General features: G+C 72.1%; 14 protein-coding genes. 11 read left to right on the forward strand and 3 right to left on the reverse strand.

The annotated features are described in order from the left end of the window. Positions 1-9: 9 nt before the first annotated feature. The 3 genes from OHU74_RS26365 to OHU74_RS26375 all read left to right on the forward strand — a co-directional run bounded on the left by OHU74_RS26365 (position 10) and on the right by OHU74_RS26375 (position 4,066). The gene (locus tag OHU74_RS26365) at positions 10-1,428 is read left to right on the forward strand and encodes an NAD(P)/FAD-dependent oxidoreductase (protein ID WP_371618149.1); all 1,419 of its coding nucleotides are present in this window, start codon (positions 10-12) and stop codon (positions 1,426-1,428) included. A gap of 201 nt (positions 1,429-1,629) precedes the next feature. Beyond that, positions 1,630-2,139: a hypothetical protein gene (locus OHU74_RS26370; protein WP_371618150.1), complete on the forward strand. Its 510-nt coding sequence runs from the start codon at positions 1,630-1,632 to the stop codon at positions 2,137-2,139. 85 nt (positions 2,140-2,224) lie between these two features. Beyond that, positions 2,225-4,066 carry a chitinase gene (locus tag OHU74_RS26375; RefSeq protein ID WP_371618151.1) on the forward strand — a complete coding sequence of 614 codons (1,842 nt, stop codon included), beginning with the start codon at positions 2,225-2,227 and terminating at the stop codon, positions 4,064-4,066. Between the two features lie 82 nt (positions 4,067-4,148). Here OHU74_RS26375 and OHU74_RS26380 read toward each other — a convergent pair whose 3' ends face one another. From OHU74_RS26380 to gabT, 3 genes are all read right to left on the reverse strand, one after another. Continuing rightward, positions 4,149-4,619, reverse strand: a complete 471-nt coding sequence (locus tag OHU74_RS26380; RefSeq protein WP_371618152.1) for a hypothetical protein — start codon at positions 4,617-4,619, stop codon at positions 4,149-4,151. 49 nt (positions 4,620-4,668) lie between these two features. Further along, a complete protein-coding gene (locus tag OHU74_RS26385; RefSeq protein ID WP_371618153.1) occupies positions 4,669-5,484 on the reverse strand; it encodes a phosphatase PAP2 family protein in 816 nt (271 codons plus the stop codon). A 165-nt stretch (positions 5,485-5,649) separates the two neighbouring features. Then, entirely contained in the window at positions 5,650-6,984 is a 1,335-nt protein-coding gene (gene gabT / locus OHU74_RS26390; protein WP_371618154.1) for a 4-aminobutyrate--2-oxoglutarate transaminase, read from the reverse strand. A gap of 240 nt (positions 6,985-7,224) precedes the next feature. On the opposite strand from gabT, the gene OHU74_RS26395 reads away from it, so the two are divergent. From OHU74_RS26395 to ispG, 8 genes are all read left to right on the forward strand, one after another. Next, complete coding sequence (locus OHU74_RS26395; protein ID WP_371618155.1) at positions 7,225-9,564, forward strand: ATP/GTP-binding protein; 2,340 nt, start codon at positions 7,225-7,227, stop codon at positions 9,562-9,564. A 140-nt stretch (positions 9,565-9,704) separates the two neighbouring features. Next, positions 9,705-11,285, forward strand: a complete 1,581-nt coding sequence (locus OHU74_RS26400; RefSeq protein ID WP_371618156.1) for a PucR family transcriptional regulator — start codon at positions 9,705-9,707, stop codon at positions 11,283-11,285. Positions 11,286-11,523: 238 nt separating this feature from the next. Beyond that, entirely contained in the window at positions 11,524-12,969 is a 1,446-nt protein-coding gene (locus OHU74_RS26405) for an aldehyde dehydrogenase family protein (RefSeq protein ID WP_330298851.1), read from the forward strand. Between the two features lie 194 nt (positions 12,970-13,163). Next, entirely contained in the window at positions 13,164-15,140 is a 1,977-nt protein-coding gene (locus OHU74_RS26410) for an acyl-CoA dehydrogenase family protein (RefSeq protein WP_371618157.1), read from the forward strand. A gap of 106 nt (positions 15,141-15,246) precedes the next feature. After that, positions 15,247-16,560, forward strand: a complete 1,314-nt coding sequence (locus OHU74_RS26415) for a hypothetical protein (protein ID WP_371618158.1) — start codon at positions 15,247-15,249, stop codon at positions 16,558-16,560. Positions 16,561-16,580: 20 nt separating this feature from the next. Next, positions 16,581-17,834: a 1-deoxy-D-xylulose-5-phosphate reductoisomerase gene (dxr, locus tag OHU74_RS26420; protein WP_371618159.1), complete on the forward strand. Its 1,254-nt coding sequence runs from the start codon at positions 16,581-16,583 to the stop codon at positions 17,832-17,834. Further along, on the forward strand, positions 17,831-19,132 hold the full coding sequence (locus tag OHU74_RS26425; protein WP_371618160.1) for an RIP metalloprotease: 1,302 nt from the start codon (positions 17,831-17,833) through the stop codon (positions 19,130-19,132). Before dxr ends, OHU74_RS26425 begins: the two co-directional genes overlap by 4 nt. Positions 19,133-19,329: 197 nt before the next feature. Beyond that, positions 19,330-20,487: a flavodoxin-dependent (E)-4-hydroxy-3-methylbut-2-enyl-diphosphate synthase gene (gene ispG, locus OHU74_RS26430; protein WP_215032327.1), complete on the forward strand. Its 1,158-nt coding sequence runs from the start codon at positions 19,330-19,332 to the stop codon at positions 20,485-20,487. The last annotated feature ends 71 nt before the right edge of the window (positions 20,488-20,558 follow it).

The raw sequence follows: 20,558 nt of genomic DNA on the forward strand, positions 1-20,558 counted from the left end.
TTGGAAGACATGGCCCCAGACGCCATGCGCACCGCTGCACGATCACTTTCCGAAGCGAAGCCGGTCTCGTACTGGCTGGACGATCCCGGCAAGCCCGCCGCACAGCCCGCCCTCACCGGGGACGAGCACTGCGACCTGCTCGTCATCGGCGGTGGATACAGCGGCCTGTGGACCGCGCTGCTAGCCAAGGAGCGCGACCCCGCGCGGGACGTCGTACTGATCGAGGGCCACGAGGCGGGCTGGGCCGCCTCGGGCCGCAACGGCGGCTTCTGCGCCGCTTCCCTCACCCACGGCCTCGCCAACGGGATGGCCCGCTGGCCGGACGAGCTGGCCAAGCTGGAGGAGCTCGGCGCCCGCAACCTCGACGCCATCGAGGAGGCCGTCGCCCGCTACGGCATCGACTGCGACTTCGAGCGCAGCGGCGAGATCGACGTGGCCACCGAGCCGCACCAGGTCGAGGAACTGCGCGAGATGTACGAGGAGGTCGAGAAGCTCGGCCTCGGCGGCAGCTCGCAGTGGCTGGATCAGGACGCCGTACGGGCCGAGGTCGACTCCCCGACCTTCCTCGGCGGGATCTGGGACCGCGACGGCGTCGCCATGCTCAACCCGGCGAAGCTCGCCTGGGGCCTCAAGGAGGCCTGCCTGGGCCTGGGCGTGCGGATCTACGAGAACACGCGCGGCCTGGACCTGACCGGCTCGGGGGCCGGGATGGCCGTGCGCACCCCGTACGGGCGGATCTTCGCCCGCCGGGTGGCGCTGGGCACCAACATCTTCCCCTCGCTGGTCAAGCGGGTGCGCCCGCTGACGGTCCCGGTCTACGACTACGCCCTGATGACCGAGCAGCTCACCGAGGAGCAGCTGGCCTCGATCGGCTGGAAGAACCGGCAGGGGCTCGGCGACAGCGCCAACCAGTTCCACTACTTCCGGATCACCCCCGACCGGCGGATCCTGTGGGGCGGCTACGACGCGATCTACCCGTACGGCGGCAAGCTCGACGCGGAGTACGACCACCGCCCCGAGACCTATCTCAAACTCGCCGAGCACTTCTTCACCTGCTTCCCGCAGCTGGAAGGGGTGAAATTCAGCCACGCCTGGGGCGGGGCCATCGACACCTGCTCCCGCTTCTCGGCCTTCTTCGGCACCGCGCACGCGGGCAAGGTGGCCTACGCGGCCGGCTTCACCGGGCTCGGCGTCGGCGCCACCCGCTTCGGCGCCGACGTGATGCTGGACCTCCTGGCGGGGGAGCGGACCGAGCGCACGGAGCTGGAGATGGTCCGCTCCAAGCCGATGCCGTTCCCGCCCGAGCCCTTCGCGTGGACCGGGATCACGCTGACCAAGTGGTCGCTGGCGCGGGCGGACCGCATGGGCGGCCACCGGAACCTGTGGCTGAAGACCCTGGACCGCTTCGGGCTCGGCTTCGACAGCTGAGCCGGCCCGGCCGTCCGGACCGCCCGGTGGTGTGCTGATCGGGTAAGAGACGGGTGCGCGCCCCGGGCGCGCACCCCCGTTCGCCCTGTGACCCGCTTCACCACCACGGAGTGGTGAAACCCGCGTCATAGTCCCGCCCGGCCCCGCTCTCTTCCGGTGGAGAACCCTTCACCGCAACCAAAAGAGAGCGGAGGCCGGGAGATGACGATCCCGGGGGACAAGACGGCAGTGGAATGGCTGGTCTCGGTGGCGCCCGATCCGGACGCCTGTCGCTGGGAGTGGGAGCGCAACCCCCTCGGGGTGACCCTGCTGCCCGCCGGCCGGCGCTGGGACGTGCTGATCCTGCCGGGGGAGCTGGGACGCGCCACCCTCGACGTGCTGGAGCTCCTGCTGGAGCGGCCCGGCCCGGTGCTCGCCGATTTCGGCGACACCAGGCTGGGCTTTTTCGTGCCCCCGGGCACGGCGTCCCGCTGGATCGGGACGGGCGTACGGGGAGCCGGGCTCGGGAGCTGGATCGTGGTCCCGTACCCCGGCCGGGCCACGGGCGGGGTCCGCTGGCTGGTGGTCCCGGACGGGCGGGGCACGCTCACCGATCCGGTGGTGCTGGAGCTCGCGATGCACGAGGCGGCGGCCCACGTCGTGGCGCAGGGGCGTGTGGGGCAGGGGCGCGTCGAGCAGGGGAGTGCGGGGCAGGGGGACCGGAAGTCTTGACAAGAACATTGGTCTGGACCATCTTGGGCGCGCCCGCTCCATCACCTGTGGCCTGGCTCCATCCCCCCACGCACCGGAGGCAGTTGTGCGCGCAGCAAGAGGCGCCGTCGGAAGAACGGCCCTGTCCCTCCTCACGTCCGCCGCCCTCGCGGCGGCCGGACTCCTCGCCATCGGCCCGTCGGCCGCGGCCGCGGACGCCGACCTCGTCCGCAACGGCGGCTTCGAAGCCGGACTCGACGGCTGGACCTGCTCCGCCAGCAGCGGAGCTGTCGTCAGCACCCCGGTCCACGGCGGGAGTTCCGCCCTCAAGGGCACCCCGGCCGGGCAGGACAACGCCCGCTGCTCCCAGACCGTCACCGTCAAGCCCGACTCCGCCTACACCCTCAGCGCCTGGGTGCAGGGCGCGTACGTCTACCTCGGCGCCACCGGCACCGGGACCACGGACGTGCAGACCTGGACCCAGACCCCGGGTGCCTGGAAGCAGCTGAGCACGAGCTTCCGTACCGGCGCGGCCACCACCTCCGTGACCGTGTACACGCAGGGCTGGTACGGCCAGCCGCCGCAGTTCACGGACGACGTCACCCTCGTCGGCCCCGACCCCGGCGGCTCCGGCCCCGGCCAGCCCCAGCCCCCGGCCGCCCCCACCGGCCTGACGGCGTCCGCCTCCTCCCCGACGGCGGTCGGCCTCTCCTGGGCCGCCGCGACCGGCGCCACCTCGTACAAGGTCTACCGGGACGGCGCCAACCCGACCACCGTCACCGGCACTTCGGCGACGGTCACCGGCCTCACCGCCGCCACGACGTACTCCTTCCAGGTCAGCGCGGTCAACGCGGCCGGGGAGTCCCTCAAGAGCGCCGCCGCGGCGGTGACCACCCCGGGCGACGGCGGCGGCAACCCCGGTAACCCGGGCCTGCCCGCGCACGCTCTCGTCGGCTACCTGCACGCCAGCTTCGCCAACGGCTCCGGCTACGTCCGGATGGCCGACGTGCCCGCCTCGTGGGACGTCATCAACCTGGCCTTCGGCGAGCCGACTTCGGTCACCTCGGGCGACATCCGCTTCCAGCTCTGCCCGGTCAGCGAATGCCCGACCGTGGAATCGGCGGCCGAGTTCAAGGCGGCCATCAAGGCCAAGCAGGCCGCCGGCAAGAAGGTGCTGATCTCGATCGGCGGCCAGAACGGACAGGTCCAGCTGGCCACCACGGCGGCCCGCGACACCTTCGTCTCCTCCGTCAGCAAGATCATCGACGAGTACGGGCTCAACGGCCTCGACATCGACTTCGAGGGCCACTCCCTCTCCCTGGCGACCGGAGACACCGACTTCCGCGCCCCCACCACCCCGGTGATCGTCAACCTGATCTCCGCCGTGAAGACCCTCAAGGCCAAGTACGGCCCGGACTTCGTCCTGACCATGGCCCCCGAGACCTTCTTCGTCCAGCTCGGCTACCAGTACTACGGCTCCGGCCCCTGGGGCGGCCAGGACCCGCGCGCGGGCGCCTACCTCCCGGTCATCCACGCCCTGCGCGACGACCTCACGCTGCTGCACGTCCAGGACTACAACTCGGGCTCGATCATGGGCCTCGACAACCAGTACCACTCCATGGGCGGCGCCGACTTCCACATCGCCATGACCGACATGCTGCTCACCGGCTTCCCGGTGGCGGGCAACACGGCCCGCGTCTTCCCGCCGCTGCGCCCGGACCAGATCGCCATCGGCCTGCCGGCCACGACCAACGCCGGCAACGGTTACACCTCCCCGGCGGAGGTCACCAAGGCCCTGGACTGCCTGACCAAGAAGGCGAACTGCGGGACCTACCAGACCCACGGCACCTGGCCCGCGCTGCGCGGCCTGATGACCTGGTCGGTCAACTGGGACCGCTTCGGCAACTGGGAGTTCTCGAAGAACTTCGACGCCTACTTCGGCGGCTGACCGGCCCGTCCGTCTGGCCCGGCCCGTCCGTCCGACCCGGGCCGGAGTCCCCACGGGGCTCCGGCCCGGGCCTTTCGCGCCGCTAGTCGCCCGAGCAGCCGAAGAACCCGACGTGGGTCGGCTCCTCGCCCTCGGCCGCGGCTTCGCCGTACAGGAGGACGTACAGGCCGCTCCAGCGCGGGAACTCCTCGCCCAGGAGGCTCTGCTCGTACTCCTGGTGGCTCATCGCCCGGTTCGCGGCGGCCAGCGCCGCCTCGTACCGGGCGACCGTCGGCCGCCCCGTGCCGAAGTGGTGCAGCAGGCGATCGGAGGACAGCGGTCGCAGCGTGCCCTCCTCCGGGGCTCCGGACCCGGCGGCGGCCCGCGGGACGTCGAGGACGGTGTGCGTGCCGCCCGTCCCCATGAACTCGCCGTCGGCCCAGAGCTCGGCCAGGTCCGCGTAGTCGCCGGTCTCGCCGAACTCCTCGACGAACACCCGCGCGTGCAGGGCGTCCAGCGACGCCTGCACACCTCCCTCGTACGTCGTCACATAGCCCCAGCTACTGGCACCCATGGCGCGCCCCCCGCCCTTCGTGGAGAAGAATCCCAAGATCGGGAGGATCTTAGGCGGGGGGTCCGACAGGCCGTGCGGCGCACCGGTGGACGACCAGCAGGAGCGGGGTGCACATCAGAAGGCTGGCCAGGACGTCCAGGGGCCAGTGGTAGCCGCGCAGGATCAGGCCCGTGGCCGTCAGCACGGTGAGGGCGGCGGCCAGCGGGAGCGGCCAGCGCACGCGCAGGTACGGGGTCACGAGGAGGGCCGCGGCCGTGTAGGCCACGAAGGCGGTCGCCGTGTGGCCCGAGGGGTAGTAGCCGGCGGCCCAGGGCTCCAGGGGGCCCGGACGGCCGGTCCAGTCCTTGAGCGGTACGACCAGGGCCGGCACCAGGGCCATGGCCAGGGCGGCGGCCGCGGCGCCGAGGCGGTTGCCGCGCCGGGCGGCGTAGACGACGGCGAAGACCAGGACGGGCACCGCCACGGGCACGTTGCCGAGGTCCGAGAGACGTTGGGTGACCTCGTCCGGGACGGTGCGCACCAGCACGCGGCTGAGGCCGGCATCCAGGGTCAACAGGGGGCCCGACACGAGGACCTGCCAGGTGATCAGGGCGAAGAGCGCGAAGCAGAGCGCGCAGAGCGCGGCGAGCGCGCGGGGGGCCGGGGCCGTGGAGGCCCGGCGCAGGAGAGTGGCCGGCCGTCCCGGAACAGGGGGGGTGGTTCCGGGACGGCCGCCCGGACCGGGTTGCCGTGCGCCCCGGGGGGTTTGGGGCGTACGGCTGTCCGATCGGTGAGGAGTGTGCGCGAACGCATGCCCAGTGCGGCGCTGGGGAAGCCCGGTACTGGTGTCGCCCGCGGTTTCCCGCGAGCGGGGTGTCTCACTCATCTGCAGAAACCGTACGGCAGCGGAAGGGGGACCGACAGCCGGAAAACGCTCCCGCCATCGGCCCCCCACACCTTCTTCACAGCGCCCGACCGTTACCCGCGGTAGTGATCGAGAAGTGATCGAGCATTGTGCCCGCGCGTTCTACCGCGCCCGTCAGACGTTCGATCAGAGAGCCGCGAACGCGGCCTCGATGACGTCCAGGCCCTCGTTCAGCAGGTCCTCGCCGATGACGATCGGCGGGAGGAAGCGGAGCACGTTGCCGTAGGTGCCACAGGTGAGGACGAGCACGCCCTCCGCGTGGCAGGCCTTGGCCAGCGCGCCGGCCGCCTCCGGGAACGGGGTCTTGGAGACCGGGTCCTTCACCAGCTCGATCGCGATCATGGCGCCGCGGCCGCGGATGTCGCCGATGATGTCGTACTTCTCCTGCATGGCCGTCAGACGGGCCTTCATGAGGGACTCGATCTTCTTCGCCTTGGCGTTGAGGTCGAGCTCCTTCATGGTCTCGATGGAACCGAGCGCACCGGCGCACGCCACCGGGTTGCCGCCGTAGGTGCCGCCCAGACCGCCGCCGTGCACGGAGTCCATCATCTCGGCGCGGCCGGTGACGGCGGCGAGCGGCAGGCCGCCCGCGATGCCCTTGGCGGTGGTGATCAGGTCGGGGACGATGCCCTCGTCCTCGCACGCGAACCACTGGCCGGTGCGGCAGAAGCCGGACTGGATCTCGTCGGCGACGAAGACGATGCCGTTGTCGTTGGCGAACTTCACGATCGCCGGGAGGAAGCCCTTGGCCGGCTCGATGAAGCCGCCCTCGCCGAGGACCGGCTCGATGATGATCGCGGCGACGTTGTCGGCGCCGATCTGCTTGCTGATCTGGTCGATCGCCTGGGCGGCGGCCTCGGGGCCGCAGTTCTCGGCGCCGGTCGGCCAGCGGTAGCCGTAGGCGACCGGGACGCGGTAGACCTCGGGGGCGAACGGACCGAAGCCCTGCTTGTACGGCATGTTCTTCGAGGTCAGCGCCATCGTGAGGTTCGTACGGCCGTGGTAGCCGTGGTCGAAGACGACGACGGCCTGGCGCTTGGTGTACGAACGGGCGATCTTGACGGCGTTCTCGACGGCCTCGGCGCCGGAGTTGAACAGCGCCGACTTCTTCGCGTGGTCACCCGGGGTCAGCTCGGCGAGGGCCTCGCAGACCTCCACGTAGCCCTCGTAGGGGGTCACCATGAAACAGGTGTGGGTGAAGTCGGCGAGCTGCGCGGAGGCGCGGCGCACGACGGCCTCGGCGGAGGCGCCGACCGAGGTCACGGCGATGCCGGAGCCGAAGTCGATCAGGCGGTTGCCGTCGACGTCCTCGATGATGCCGCCGCCCGCACGGGCCGTGAAGACGGGGAGCACGGAGCCCACGCCGCCGGCCACCGTCGAAAGGCGGCGGGCCTGCAGCTCCTGCGACTTGGGGCCGGGGATCGCGGTGACGATGCGGCGCTCCTGCGGGACAGCGGTCATAGGGGGCTCCTGGGGGGTGTTTTCGGACGCACTTGTGTCTTTGTCCGCAGGCTAGGCCCGGGGGGCCGGGTCCTGCATGCTCCGTTCGGGAGTGGTGCCCGCGTGTCCTTGTCCGTGACGGCCATAGGAAGGACACTGCGCGTGTCTTGTGGATCATGACGGGGTACGGGCCGTAGGGCGGCGCCGACCACTAGATTGAGCGCGCAGCACAGTGCGGTATCGGGCAGGGGGCAGGGGTTCATGGACACCGACGGCACGCACAACGGGCAGAGGGTCCGTGCGGACCACGTACCCAGGCCGGCCGGGCCGCCGCCGGGCTCGGCCCCGCCCAGGCCCGCCTACGCACCCAGCACGGGTCCCTCGCTCGAGCAGTGGCTGCGCGCCCCTCGGCCGGAGGCGGAACCGGGCTTCTGGCGGTTCGGGCACCGGCCGCGGGCAGGAGGCGGGGACCAGCCGGCCACGGCCGGAGCACTGCTGAGTGGTGTGGTCATCTCCTTCCTGGCGTGTGTGCTGGCCTGGTCCCTGCTGACCAACAACTACATTCCGTACACCGACCTGCCCCTCAAGCTGTTGACGCCCCGGGACTGGTGGCAACTGGGGGGTGCGCCTGTCGACGGCCGGGGGACCGCCGCGCTCCAGGCCTACATGCTGCTGGTGACCTGCCTGCTGGTGCTCTGGTTCAGCCGACTGGGCTCCTGGGACCTGGCCTTCCAGCGGCTCGTCGCCGTGCGGGGACCCCGGGCCAGGGCGGCGGGCGCGGCGGCCGGCGCGATGTTCGTGATGATGCTCATCTGGACCAGGACCCTGACGGTCCTGGGCCTCGTCAGCGACCACCTGCCCTACGAAAGCATGAGCGAGGGCACCATCAAGGTGATGGCCGTCCTCGTGTACGTGGTGGTCTCGGCGCCGGTCGTCGTGTTCTTCGTCCGCCTGGGCCGCAGGCCCGCGCCGGAGGACCGGCCGAAGCCGGGCCCCACACCTCCCGTCCCGACGGCGGGGCCTTCCCCCGAGGACCTCGTCCAGTGGGCCGAAGTGCGGCGCGCCGGGCTGGTCGAGGTGGCCGATCGGCTCGGGGGCGAGGCCGGGGCCGGGCGGATGAGTGACGTCGACTACACGCGGATCCGGCGCGCCTGGGAGACCGTGCGGGCCGACCCCTCGCGCACGCGCGCCTTCGCCGACGCCGTACGCGACCACGGCGCCGGGGCGTGCGTCCACCCGTCGGGCGCGCGCGACCTGCCCGTACGCGCCGCCCGGCACGACCTGCTGGCCCGGCAGCTGCTCCTCGGCACGGTCGAGGACAGCGAGCGCAACCCGTACGCCCGCCGCGGCAGCGGCCTCGCCCTCGACCCCGCGGTGCTCGGCACCTCGCTGCTCGCCATCGGTCCCTCCGGTGCGGGCAAGACCACCCGCCTGGTCCGTCCGGTCGTCGAGTCGCTGGCCCTGCAGGCGCTGGCCGGGCAGGCCGCCGTCGTGGCGGTGGGGTCCGCCGGCGCCCAGCTCGGGCCCGACGAGGCCTATGACGTGGTCGTCCGGATCGGCGTCCCCGACTCCGTCTACGACCTGGACCTCTACGGCGGAGCCGGTGACCCCGACGAGGCCGCCATCCTCCTCGCGGAGGGCTTCGTGGGGGACATGCCCGGGGTCGACGTGCGCCGCGCCGCGACGGCGCTCGCCCAGCTCCTGGGGCCGTTCCGGGCGGCGTACGGCCGCTTCCCGTCCGTGCCCGAGCTGCGGGAACTCCTCGACCACATGCCCGGAGCGATCGCGTCACTGCGCGGCGCGCTGGAGGCCGCCGGGCAGGAGTCGATGCTCCGCGAACTCGATGCCCGTACGCGCCAGCACGGCACCCCCGCCGACCCGGGACCGGCCCTCGCCGACAGGGTGGCGCTGCTGGACCGGCCGGCCTTCGCCGGCTTCTTCGACACCACCGGCGCCGGACGCCCGTTCTCGCTGCGCGCGCTGGAACACCCGCTCAGGGTCCGGGTGGACCTTCCCGAGCGCGGGCACGCCGACGCCTCCCGCATGCTGGCCCGCCTGCTCCTGGCCCAGTTCAACGCCGCCGCCGCGGCCCGCACCGACCGCTCGCTCTTCGCCTTCCTGGCCTTCGACGACGCCTCCCACACGCTCACCGCGGAGACCGTGCGCGGGGTCCAGCGGCTCCGGTCGGCGAACGCGGGGGTCCTGTTGACCCTGCGCACCCTGGACGACGTACCGGAGGCCCTGCGCACCCCGCTGCTCGGTGCCGTCGGCTGCCGGATGGCCTTCTCCGGGATCACCACCTGGGACGGCAAGCGGTTCGCCGAGACCTGGGGCACCGAATGGGTGGAGACCCGTGACGTCACCCACCGGACGGTGTTCGCCGACCAGCCCCTGACCCGCGCCATCCACGCCTTCCGCAAACTGGTCACCGGCAAGGCCGTGACCACGGACGCGGTGACCGTGCGGCAGGTGGAGCGGGAGCGGTGGTCCGCCTCCGAACTGGCGCACGCCGTGCCGCCCGGGTGCGCGGTGCTGTCGCTGACCTCGGTCCGGGGGGAGCGGGCGGCTCCGCTGCTGGTCCGGCTCGCCGGGACGAGCTGAGCCGACCCGTACGAGATGGCAGAATCTATGTGAGCCCTTCATACGGCACGGCGAAATCCGCAGTGGCGTTCCACGGCGAGAATCCTGCGTCGGCATCTCGCCGCCGAACCCACTCCTCCCCCTAAGGCGCCCCGGTACCCATGCCGCTCACCCTCGCCTCACTCGTCCAGCACTCGGCGCTCAAACTGAGCGTCCGGGCCGGGGAGGGCCGCCTCGACACCCCTGTGCGCTGGGCCCACGTCAGTGAGCTCGCCGATCCCGTTCCGTACATGGAGGGCGGGGAGCTGCTCCTCATCACCGCGATGAAGCTGGACGCGGAGGACCCCGAGGAGATGCGCCGCTACGTACGCAGGCTCGCGGCGGCCGGAGTCGTCGGGATCGGCTTCGCCATCGGGGTCAACTACGACGCCGTGCCCGAGGCGCTGGTCGAGGCCGCGCGGGCGGAGGACCTGCCGTTGCTGGAGGTGCCGCGGCGGACTCCGTTCCTCGCCATCAGCAAGGCCGTCTCCGCCGCCCTCGCCGCCGATCAGTACCGGGCCGTGACCGCGGGCTTCGAGGCGCAGCGGGAGCTGACGCGGGCTGCGCTGTCCGCCGACGGGCCCGCCGAGCTGCTGACGAAGCTGGCGGCGCACGTGCACGGCTGGGCCGCGCTCTACGACACCTCCGGAGCCGTCGTCGCGGCCGCGCCGGACTGGGCCGCGCGCCGGGCGGCCCGGCTCACCCCCGACGTGGAGCGGCTGCGGGAGCGGCCGGCGCCGGCCAGCGCCGTGGTCGGCGGCTCCGACGACCGGGTCGAACTGCAGTCGCTGGGTACGGGCCGGCGGGCGCGCGGCGCCCTGGCCGTCGGAACCGGGGCTCCGCTGGGCACCGCCGAGCGGTACGCCGTGCACTCGGCCGTGGCCCTGCTCACCCTCACCACCGAACGCTCCCGGTCCCTGCACGACGCGGAGTCCCGCCTCGGCGCGGCCGTGCTGCGCATGCTGCTCGCCGGGCAGGCGGAGCACGCGCAGGCCGTGGCCGGGGACCTGTACGGGCCGCTGCTGGACGCGCCGTTCCGGATCCTGGTGGCGGAACCGGCCCTGACCGGCACCGCGCAGCCCGAGGGCCTGGCCCTGCTGGCCGACGCGGTGGAGTCGGCGGCCGCGCGCACCGGGGAGACCCTGCTGGTGGTCCCGGAGCCGGGACGGCTGGTGGTGCTGCTGGCGGACGGGGGCTCGGCGGTACAGGCGTGCACCGAGTACGCGGAGGCGCTGGAATCGCGCCGCGGCCGGGATCCGGGCGAGCCGGAGCCGGACGAACTGGTGCTCGGCCTGTCGGCGCCGGCGGTGGCCTCCGGCGTGGCGGCGGCCTTCAAACAGGCCGACCAGGCCCTTGCCGTGGCCCGGCGGCGCGGCCGCCCGATGGTCGAGCACGAGGAGCTGGCGGCGGGCTCGGTCCTCCCGCTGCTCGCCGACGAAGCGGTACGGGCCTTCGCGGACGGCACCCTGCGCGCGCTGCGCGAGCACGACGAGAAGGGCCGGGGCGACCTGGTGGCCTCGCTCCAGGCGTGGCTCTCCCGCCACGGCCAGTGGGACGCGGCGGCGGTCGACCTGGGCGTCCACCGGCACACGCTGCGCTACCGGATGCGGCGGGTCGAGGAGATCCTGGGCCGTTCCCTGGACGACCCGGACGTCCGCATGGAGCTGTGGCTGGCCCTCAAGGCCACCTCGGCTCCTTCGTAGAGCTCGGCAGGGGCTCGGTAAGGGCCCGGTAAGGGCTTGATGGGTGGTGGCAGGGCCGGGTCGGGTGCCCGGTAGCCCTGCCATGCACGGCCCGCACGGCCTGCGCGTCCGGCGACACTGACAAACCGGCGCGCCTCGCCAACCGCGTACTCCACGCCGGACAAACGCCGAAACCGCGACGGAGTCCTACCGTGGAGGGGACAAGGACACCGCACAACTCCGAAGGGCCGGGATTCGCATGACTTCCACCCACGCCTTCTGGCTCGCCGGCCGCCAGGCCACTGGCGACGACAGCTTCGACGTCCACTCCCCGTGGGACGGCCGCCTCGTAGGCACCGTCAGCGTCCCCACCGACGCCCAGGTCGAAGAGGCCGTGGCCGCCGCCTACGCGGTGGCGGCGGAGTTCTCCGCGACCCCGGCCCACGTGCGTGCGGCCGCCCTGGACCACGTGTCCAAGCGGCTCGTCGAGCGCACCGAGGAGATCGCCCAGCTGATCTCCGCCGAGAACGGCAAGCCCATCAAGTGGGCCCGCGGCGAGGTCGGCCGCGCGGTGTCCGTGTTCCGCTTCGCCGCCGAAGAGGCCCGCCGCTTCAACGGCGGAGAGGCCCAGCGCCTGGACACCGACGCCGGTGGCGTCGGCCGTCTGGCCCTGACCCGCCGCTTCGTCAAGGGCCCGGTCCTCGGCATCGCGCCGTTCAACTTCCCGCTGAATCTGTGCGCCCACAAGGTGGCCCCCGCCATCGCCGTCGGCGCGCCGATCATCCTGAAGCCGGCCCCGGCCACCCCGCTCTCCGGTCTGATCATCGGTGAGCTGCTCGCCGAGACCGACCTGCCGGCCGGTTCCTGGTCCGTGCTGACCGTCGCCAACGACAAGATGCCCGAGCTGGTCAAGGACGAGCGCCTGCCCGTCATCTCCTTCACCGGTTCCGACAAGGTCGGCTACGCCATCCAGCAGGCCGTGCCCCACAAGCACTGCACCCTGGAGCTCGGCGGCAACGCCGCGGCCGTCGTCCTGGACGACTGGTCCTCCGAGGCCGACCTCGACTGGGCCGCGACCCGTATCGCGACCTTCTCGAACTACCAGGGCGGCCAGTCCTGTATCGGCGTACAGCGCGTGATCGCCGACGCGACGGTCTACGACCGCCTCGTCGAGAAGGTCGTCGCCAAGGTCCGCGAGCAGGTCACCGGCGACCCGAACGACTCCGCCACCGACGTGGGCCCGCTCGTCTCCGAGGACGCCGCCAAGCGCGTCGAGGCCTGGGTCGACGAGGCCGTGGCCGCCGGAGCCAAGCTGCTCACGGGCGGCAAGCGCGAGGGTGCCTCGTACGAGCCCACCGTGGTCGCCGAGGTTCCCGCGGGCGTCACGCTCGCCGTCGAGGAGGTCTTCGGGCCGGTCCTCACGCTGCGCCGGGTCGAGAACACCGACGAGGCCTTCGCCGCCGTCAACGACTCGAAGTTCGGTCTGCAGGCGGGCGTCTTCACGCGGAACATCCAGACCGCGTTCCGCGCCCACCGCGAGCTGGAGGTCGGCGGCGTGATCGTCGGCGACGTCCCGTCCTACCGCGCCGACCAGATGCCGTACGGCGGCGTCAAGCAGTCCGGTGTGGGCCGCGAGGGCGTGCGCTACGCGATGGACGACTACACCTACGAGCGGGTCCTGGTCCTCACTAGCCTGGACATCTGACCGAACTCGTACGGCCACAGAGCCGACGGCCGGAGCCTACTGTGCGGGGGCTCCGGCCGTCTTTCCTTGCCCCGGGACCGAAGGACCTCGTCCACTCGGGGCCCCGGCCGCTTCCCCGCCGTCCGAAACGGGTACGACTCACTGGTAGCACCCACCGGTAAGCACCCCTCTCGGCGGCGAGGTGAGTCTCCTCCATGTCCGCAACACAGCCCGGCGACACCCAGCCCACCCAGCCCACACCGTCCACCCGGCCCAAGGTGACCGAGCGCGAGGCACGGCAGGTCGCGGAAGCGGCCCGGGAACAGAACTGGCAGCGCCCCAGCTTCGCCAAGGAGCTGTTCCTCGGGCGGTTCCGGCTCGACCTGATCCACCCCCACCCGCTCCCCGCCGACGAGGACGTCCGGCGCGGCGAGGCCTTCCTGGAGCGGCTGCGCGCCTTCTGCGAGACGTCCATCGACGGGGCCCGCATCGAGCGCGAGGCGAAGATCCCCGACGAGACCGTGCGCGGGCTGAAAGAGCTCGGTGCGCTCGGCATGAAGATCGACCCGAAGTACGGGGGCCTGGGCCTCACCCAGGTGTACTACAACAAGGCGCTCGCCCTCGTCGGCTCCGTCAGCCCGGCCATCGGGGCACTGCTCTCCGCCCACCAGTCGATCGGCGTACCCCAGCCGCTGAAGATGTTCGGCACGCAGGAGCAGAAGGACGCCTACCTGCCGCGCTGTGCGACCACCGCCATCAGCGCCTTCCTCCTCACCGAGCCGGACGTCGGCTCCGACCCGGCGCGCCTGGCCACCACGGCGGTCCCGGACGGGGAGGACGCGTACGTCCTGGACGGCGTGAAGCTCTGGACCACCAACGGGGTGGTCGCCGACCTGCTCGTCGTCATGGCGCGGGTGCCGAAGAGCGAGAACCACCGGGGCGGGATCACCGCCTTCGTCGTCGAGGCCGATTCGCCGGGCATCACCGTGGAGCACCGCAACGCCTTCATGGGCCTGCGCGGCCTGGAGAACGGCGTCACCCGCTTCCACCAGGTGCGCGTCCCGGCGGCCCAGCGGATCGGTGCCGAGGGAGCCGGCCTGAAGATCGCGCTGACCACGCTGAACACCGGACGGCTGTCGCTGCCCGCCATGTGCGTGGGTGCCGGGAAGTGGTGCCTGAAGATCGCCCGGGAATGGTCGGGCGTGCGCGAACAGTGGGGGAGGCCCGTCGCCAAGCACGAGGCGGTCGGCGCGAAGATCTCCTTCATCGCGGCCACCACCTTCGCCCTGGAAGCCGTGGTCGACCTGGCCTCCCAGATGGCCGACGAGGACCGCAACGACATCCGCATCGAGGCAGCCCTCGCCAAGCTCTACGGCTCCGAGATGGCCTGCCTGATGGCCGACGAACTGGTCCAGATCCGCGGCGGCCGCGGCTTCGAGACCGCCGAATCGCTGGCCGCGCGCGGCGAGCGGGCCGTCCCCGCCGAGCAGATGCTCCGCGACCTGCGCATCAACCGGATCTTCGAAGGATCCACCGAGATCATGCACCTGCTGATCGCCCGCGAAGCCGTGGACGCCCACCTGTCGGTCGCGGGCGACCTCATCGACCCCGAGAAGGCGCTGGGCGACAAGGCCAAGGCGGGCGCCCGCGCCGCCGGGTTCTACGCCCGCTGGCTGCCCCAGCTCGCCACCGGAGCCGGCCAGGTCCCCGGGGCCTACCGCGCCTTCCACCCGGCCGGACACACCGACCTCGCCGCCCACCTGCGGTATGTCGAGCGCGGCTCCCGCAAACTCGCCCGGTCCACCTTCTACGCCATGTCCCGCTGGCAGGGCCGCATGGAGACCAAACAGGGCTTCCTCGGCCGCATCGTCGACATCGGGGCCGAGCTCTTCGCGATGAGCGCGGCCTGCGTGCGCGCCGAGCACATGCGGGCCACCGGCGACCACGGACGCGAGGCCTACCAGCTGGCCGACGCCTTCTGCCGGCAGTCCCGGCTGCGGGTGGAGGAGCTCTTCGGAAGGCTCTGGGCCAACACCGACGACCTGGACCGCAGGGTCGTGGACGGGGTCCTGGCCGGGACGTACACCTGGCTCGAAGAGGGGATCCTCGACCCCTCCGGCGACGGCCCGTGGATCGCCGACGCCTCGCCGGGGCCGTCGACCCGGAAAAACGTGCACCGCCCTCTTCGCTGACCTGCGATCATCGCCGGACATCGGACGGATGTACGAGGATGAGTACGGGCCCGCGCGCGCGGGTACGCGGGCCCGTACGAGCACGGCAAGCAAGACGGAGAGAACGATGCCGACGGCTGAGGAAGACCGGGCCAGCCGGCGGCTGGCCTGGTGCGTGGCGCACGTGCTGCGCCACGCACCGGACCACGTCGTCACCGACCTGATCGGACGGCTCGACGCACCGGCCCGCAAATACCTGTGCCGCGACGAATGGCTGTCGGCCTCCACCGTGACGCTGCTGCTGCGCCACGGCAGCGAGGAGGACCGGGGGTACGTCGCCCGCAACCCCCACGTCGTCGGACGGCCCCTGCCCGGACTGCCCGGCCAGGCCCGGTACGCGGCCCGCCCCGGGCCCTCGCCCGAACTGCTGCGGGAGATCGGCCCGGGGCCGTTCGCCCCCGACGAGCTGATCGCGCTGCTGCGCAGGCACGGCCGCCGGCCCCGGATACCCATCACCCTGCTGCGGATGCCGCACGCCCCCCTCGACCCCGGGACGCTGCTGCGGGAGCATGCCAGGGATCCGCTGCCTGCCAGCGTGGTCGAGGCCCTGCTGCTGACCGGCACACTGCCCCGGGAGGTCTGCCGAGCGCTCCTCGACGAGGGCACGCAGGACACGGCCGGGTACCGGTGGTACCGGCCCGCCGTCCGGGCCGTCCGGATGGGGCTGCTCACCTGCGACGAGCTCGTCGCCCACGTCGCCCCCGCGCACCGCACCCTGCTGCTCACGGACCTGTCCGGAGCCAGGGGCCTGCGCTGGTCCCTGCCCGAGCGGACGGGGATGCGGACGGCCGTCGCCCGGGCGCTGCGCCCCCTGCGCGACGACCCCCGGTTCTGGGCGGAGCTGCTCCGCCACGCCCCGGCCTTCCGCGGGACCCTGCCGGTCCTCGTGGCCCGGATCGTGCGCGGCACCCTGGGCGAACCCGCCGACGGACCGCCCGTCCCCGCGCTCGCCGGGACGGTGCGCTCCCTGGCCCCGAAGCCCGTCGAGCCCGTGGCGCCCGCCGGCGGGGTCGACCGGGAACTGGCACTGGCGAGCCTCGCGGTGCCCATGGAGTCCGTCGAGGAGGACATCCGGTGGGTGCGGGACTGCCTCGCCCGCGGGCTGCTCACCGGCGAGGACGTGATCCGGCACAAGGCGCCCGCCTGCTGGGCGCTGGACGAGGGCCACTGGCTGGGCGACATCGACCATCCCGACCGGTACGACCGGCCCGGGGCCGTGCTCGCCGCCCGCGCCGAGGCCGACCGGCTCTTCGCCCTGGCCATCGGATCCGATCCGGACGCCTGGTGGCGGGTCGCGAGCACGCTCCCGGACTTCGCCGGAACGCTCCCGCACCTTCTCCTGCGGGTCACGGAGGGGGGCTCCGTGTCCGGCCGCCCCTGAGTTGCGGCAACAATGGGAGCATGAGCGACCGCCCAGCCCCCCTCGCCGATCCGCACCTCCTCTTCGACCCCGCGGCCGGCCGGCGGGACATCGTCATCCTCGGCTCCACCGGTTCCATCGGGACCCAGGCCATCGACCTCGCCCTGCGCCACCCGGACCGGTTCCGGGTCACCGGGCTGTCCGCCGCGGGCGGGAAGGTCGCGCTGCTGGCCGAGCAGGCCCGGCTGCTGCGCGTGAACACCGTGGCCGTCGCGCGCGAAGACGTCGTACCGGCCCTGAAGGAAGCGCTGAACGCGCAGTACGCCCCCGGCGAGCCGATGCCCGAGATCCTCGCCGGGCCGGACGCCGCCACCGAGCTCGCCGCCTCGCCGTGCCACACCGTGCTCAACGGCATCACCGGCTCCATCGGCCTCGCGCCCACCCTCGCCGCGCTGCGGGCCGGCCGGACCCTGGCCCTCGCCAACAAGGAGTCGCTGATCGTCGGCGGCCCGCTGGTCAAGGCCCTCGCGAAGCCCGGCCAGATCATCCCGGTCGACTCCGAGCACGCGGCGCTGTTCCAGGCGCTCGCCGCCGGCACCCGCGCCGACGTGAGCAAGCTCGTGGTCACCGCCTCCGGAGGGCCCTTCCGCGGCCGCACCCGCGCCGAGCTCGCCGGGGTCACCGTCGAGGACGCCCTCGCGCACCCCACCTGGGCCATGGGCCCGGTGATCACCATCAACTCGGCGACGCTGGTCAACAAGGGCCTGGAAGTCATCGAGGCGCACCTGCTCTACGACATCCCGTTCGAGCGCATCGAGGTCGTGGTCCATCCGCAGTCCTACGTCCACTCGATGGTGGAGTTCACGGACGGCTCCACGCTCGCCCAGGCCACCCCGCCCGATATGCGCGGCCCGATCGCCATCGGCCTCGGCTGGCCCCAGCGGATCCCCGACGCGGCCCCCGCCTTCGACTGGACCAAGGCCTCCACCTGGGAGTTCTTCCCGCTGGACACCGAGGCCTTCCCCGCGGTGGGCCTGGCCCGCCACGTGGGCGCACTGGGCGGTACCGCGCCCGCCGTGTTCAATGCGGCGAACGAGGAGTGCGTGGAGGCGTTTCTCGCCGGCCGGCTGCCGTTCACAGCAATCATGGATACCGTCTCTGCCGTGGTCGATGAGCACGGGACCCCCGCCAGGGGAACTTCCCTCACGGTCGCGGACGTCCTTGAAGCGGAGACCTGGGCCCGGGCCCGGGCACGGGAGACGGCGGCACGGGCCGCAGTGGAGGCGCGCGCATGAACCTATTGCTGATGTTGGGTGGTGCCCTCGTCTTCGTGATCGGGTTGCTCATCTCCATCGCCTGGCACGAGCTCGGCCACCTTTCGACGGCGAAGCTCTTCGGCATCCGCGTGCCCCAGTACATGGTCGGCTTCGGCAAGACCATCTGGTCGCGCAAGAAGGGCGACACCGAGTACGGGATCAAGGCCATCCCGATGGGCGGCTACATCCGCATGATCGGGATGTTCCCGCCCGGCGCCGACGGCAAGGTCAGCGCCCGCTCCACGTCGCCGTTCCGCTCGATGATCGAGGACGCGCGCTCGGCGGCGTACGAGGAACTGCAGCCCGGCGACGAGACGCGGCTCTTCTACACGCGCAAGCCCTGGAAGCGCGTGATCGTGATGTTCGCCGGACCGTTCATGAACCTGGTCCTGGCGATGGCGATCTTCTTCGGCCTGTGGATGACCTACGGGGTGAACCAGACGACCACCACGGTCGACTCCGTCTCCGACTGCGTCCTCAGCCAGAAGGAGAACCGCAAGACCTGCAAGGACGGCGACCCGGTCGCCCCCGCCAAGGCCGCCGGGCTCCAGGCGGGCGACAAGATCGTGGCCTTCGACGGAAAGCCGGTCAAGGACTGGGATGCCCTCTCGGGCAAGATCCGCGACACCATCGGCCCCGCCGTCATCACCGTCCAGCGCGACGGCAAGCAGCTGCAGCTCGACACGAAGCTCGTGCAGAACATCGTCCCCAAGACGGACGGCAAGGGCGGCTACGTCGCGGGCGAGTACGTGCCGGCCGGCTGGCTCGGCTTCGGTGCCAGGAAAGAGATCATCCCGCTCACCTTCGGCCAGTCCGTGGACCGGGTCGGAGAGGTCGTCGAGGGCAGCGTCCAGGCCCTGGCCAAGCTCCCCGGCAAGATCCCGGCGCTGTGGAACGCCGCCTTCAACGGCGCCGAGCGCGCGCCCGACTCCCCGATGGGCATCGTCGGAGCGGCCCGGATCAACAGCGAGATCGCGACCATGGACATGCCGATCGGCGAGAAGATGGCGGCCATGCTGAGCGTCCTCGGCATGTTCAACCTCTCCCTCTTCCTCTTCAACATGCTGCCCCTGCTGCCGCTGGACGGCGGGCACATCGCGGGAGCCCTGTGGGAGTCGGTGCGGCGCGGTCTGGCGCGGGTCTTCCGGCGCGCGGACCCGGGCCCCTTCGACGTGGCGAAGCTGATGCCGGCCGCGTACGTGGTGGCGGCCGTCTTCGTCTGCTTCACCCTGCTGGTGCTCGTCGCCGACGTGGTGAACCCGATCAAGATCACCTGATCGGGACCGGCCGGGCCGGGCCCCTCGGGTCCTCTACCCCATCGGACCGGGAGCCGGGCACGCATCGTGCCCGGCTCCCTACGTTCGGGTGGCACACCCCCTGCCGATGCGCGGGGCGCGCGCTGGTTGGCGTAATCTCGGAAGCTGGAGCCCGCCGATCTCGGGACCTTGATCCACACCTTGGGGTTGCACAGCAGATGACTGCCATCTCTCTCGGAATGCCGGCCGTGCCGACGAAGCTTGCCGACCGCAGGGTCAGCCGCAAGATCCAGGTCGGCTCGGTGGCCGTCGGCGGAGACGCACAGATCTCCGTGCAGTCGATGACGACGACCAGGACCTCCGACGTCGGCGCGACGCTCCAGCAGATCGCCGAGCTGACCGCCTCCGGCTGCGACATCGTCCGCGTCGCCTGCCCGACGCAGGACGACGCCGACGCGCTCGCCGTGATCGCGAAGAAGTCGAACATCCCGGTCATCGCCGACATCCACTTCCAGCCGAAGTACGTGTTCGCCGCGATCGACGCCGGCTGCGCCGCCGTCCGCGTGAACCCCGGCAACATCAAGCAGTTCGACGACAAGGTCAAGGAGATCGCGCGGGCCGCCAAGGACGCGGGCACCCCGATCCGGATCGGTGTCAACGCGGGCTCGCTCGACGCGCGACTGCTGAAGAAGTACGGCAAGGCCACCCCCGAGGCGCTGGTCGAATCCGCGCTGTGGGAGGCCTCCCTCTTCGAGGAGCACGGCTTCAGCGACATCAAGATCTCGGTCAAGCACAACGACCCGGTCGTCATGGTCAACGCCTACCGCCAGCTGGCCGCCCAGTGCGAGTACCCGCTGCACCTCGGCGTCACCGAGGCCGGTCCGGCGTTCCAGGGCACCATCAAGTCCGCCGTCGCCTTCGGCGCGCTGCTCTCCGAGGGCATCGGCGACACCATCCGCGTCTCGCTGTCGGCCCCGCCGGTCGAGGAGATCAAGGTCGGCATCCAGATCCTGGAGTCGCTGAACCTCAAGCCGCGCCGTCTGGAGATCGTCTCCTGCCCGTCCTGCGGGCGCGCGCAGGTGGACGTGTACAAGCTGGCCGAGGAGGTCACGGCGGGCCTGGAGGGCATGGAGGTCCCGCTGCGCGTCGCGGTCATGGGCTGCGTCGTGAACGGTCCGGGCGAGGCCCGTGAGGCCGACCTCGGCGTCGCCTCCGGCAACGGCAAGGGCCAGATCTTCGTGAAGGGCGAGGTCATCAAGACCGTGCCGGAGTCGAAGATCGTGGAGACGCTGATCGAAGAGGCGATGAAGATCGCCGAGCAGATGGAGAAGGACGGCGTGATGTCGGGCGAGCCGACGGTCGCGATCGGCGTGTAGCTCCGCGGATCGCTCCACGGGTTGAGAGGTGACGGGCCCGGGGCCGCCAAAGGCGGCCCCGGGCCCGTCGG

Source organism: Streptomyces sp. NBC_00454, from assembly GCF_041434015.1.
In the GTDB taxonomy this organism is placed as follows: domain Bacteria; phylum Actinomycetota; class Actinomycetes; order Streptomycetales; family Streptomycetaceae; genus Streptomyces.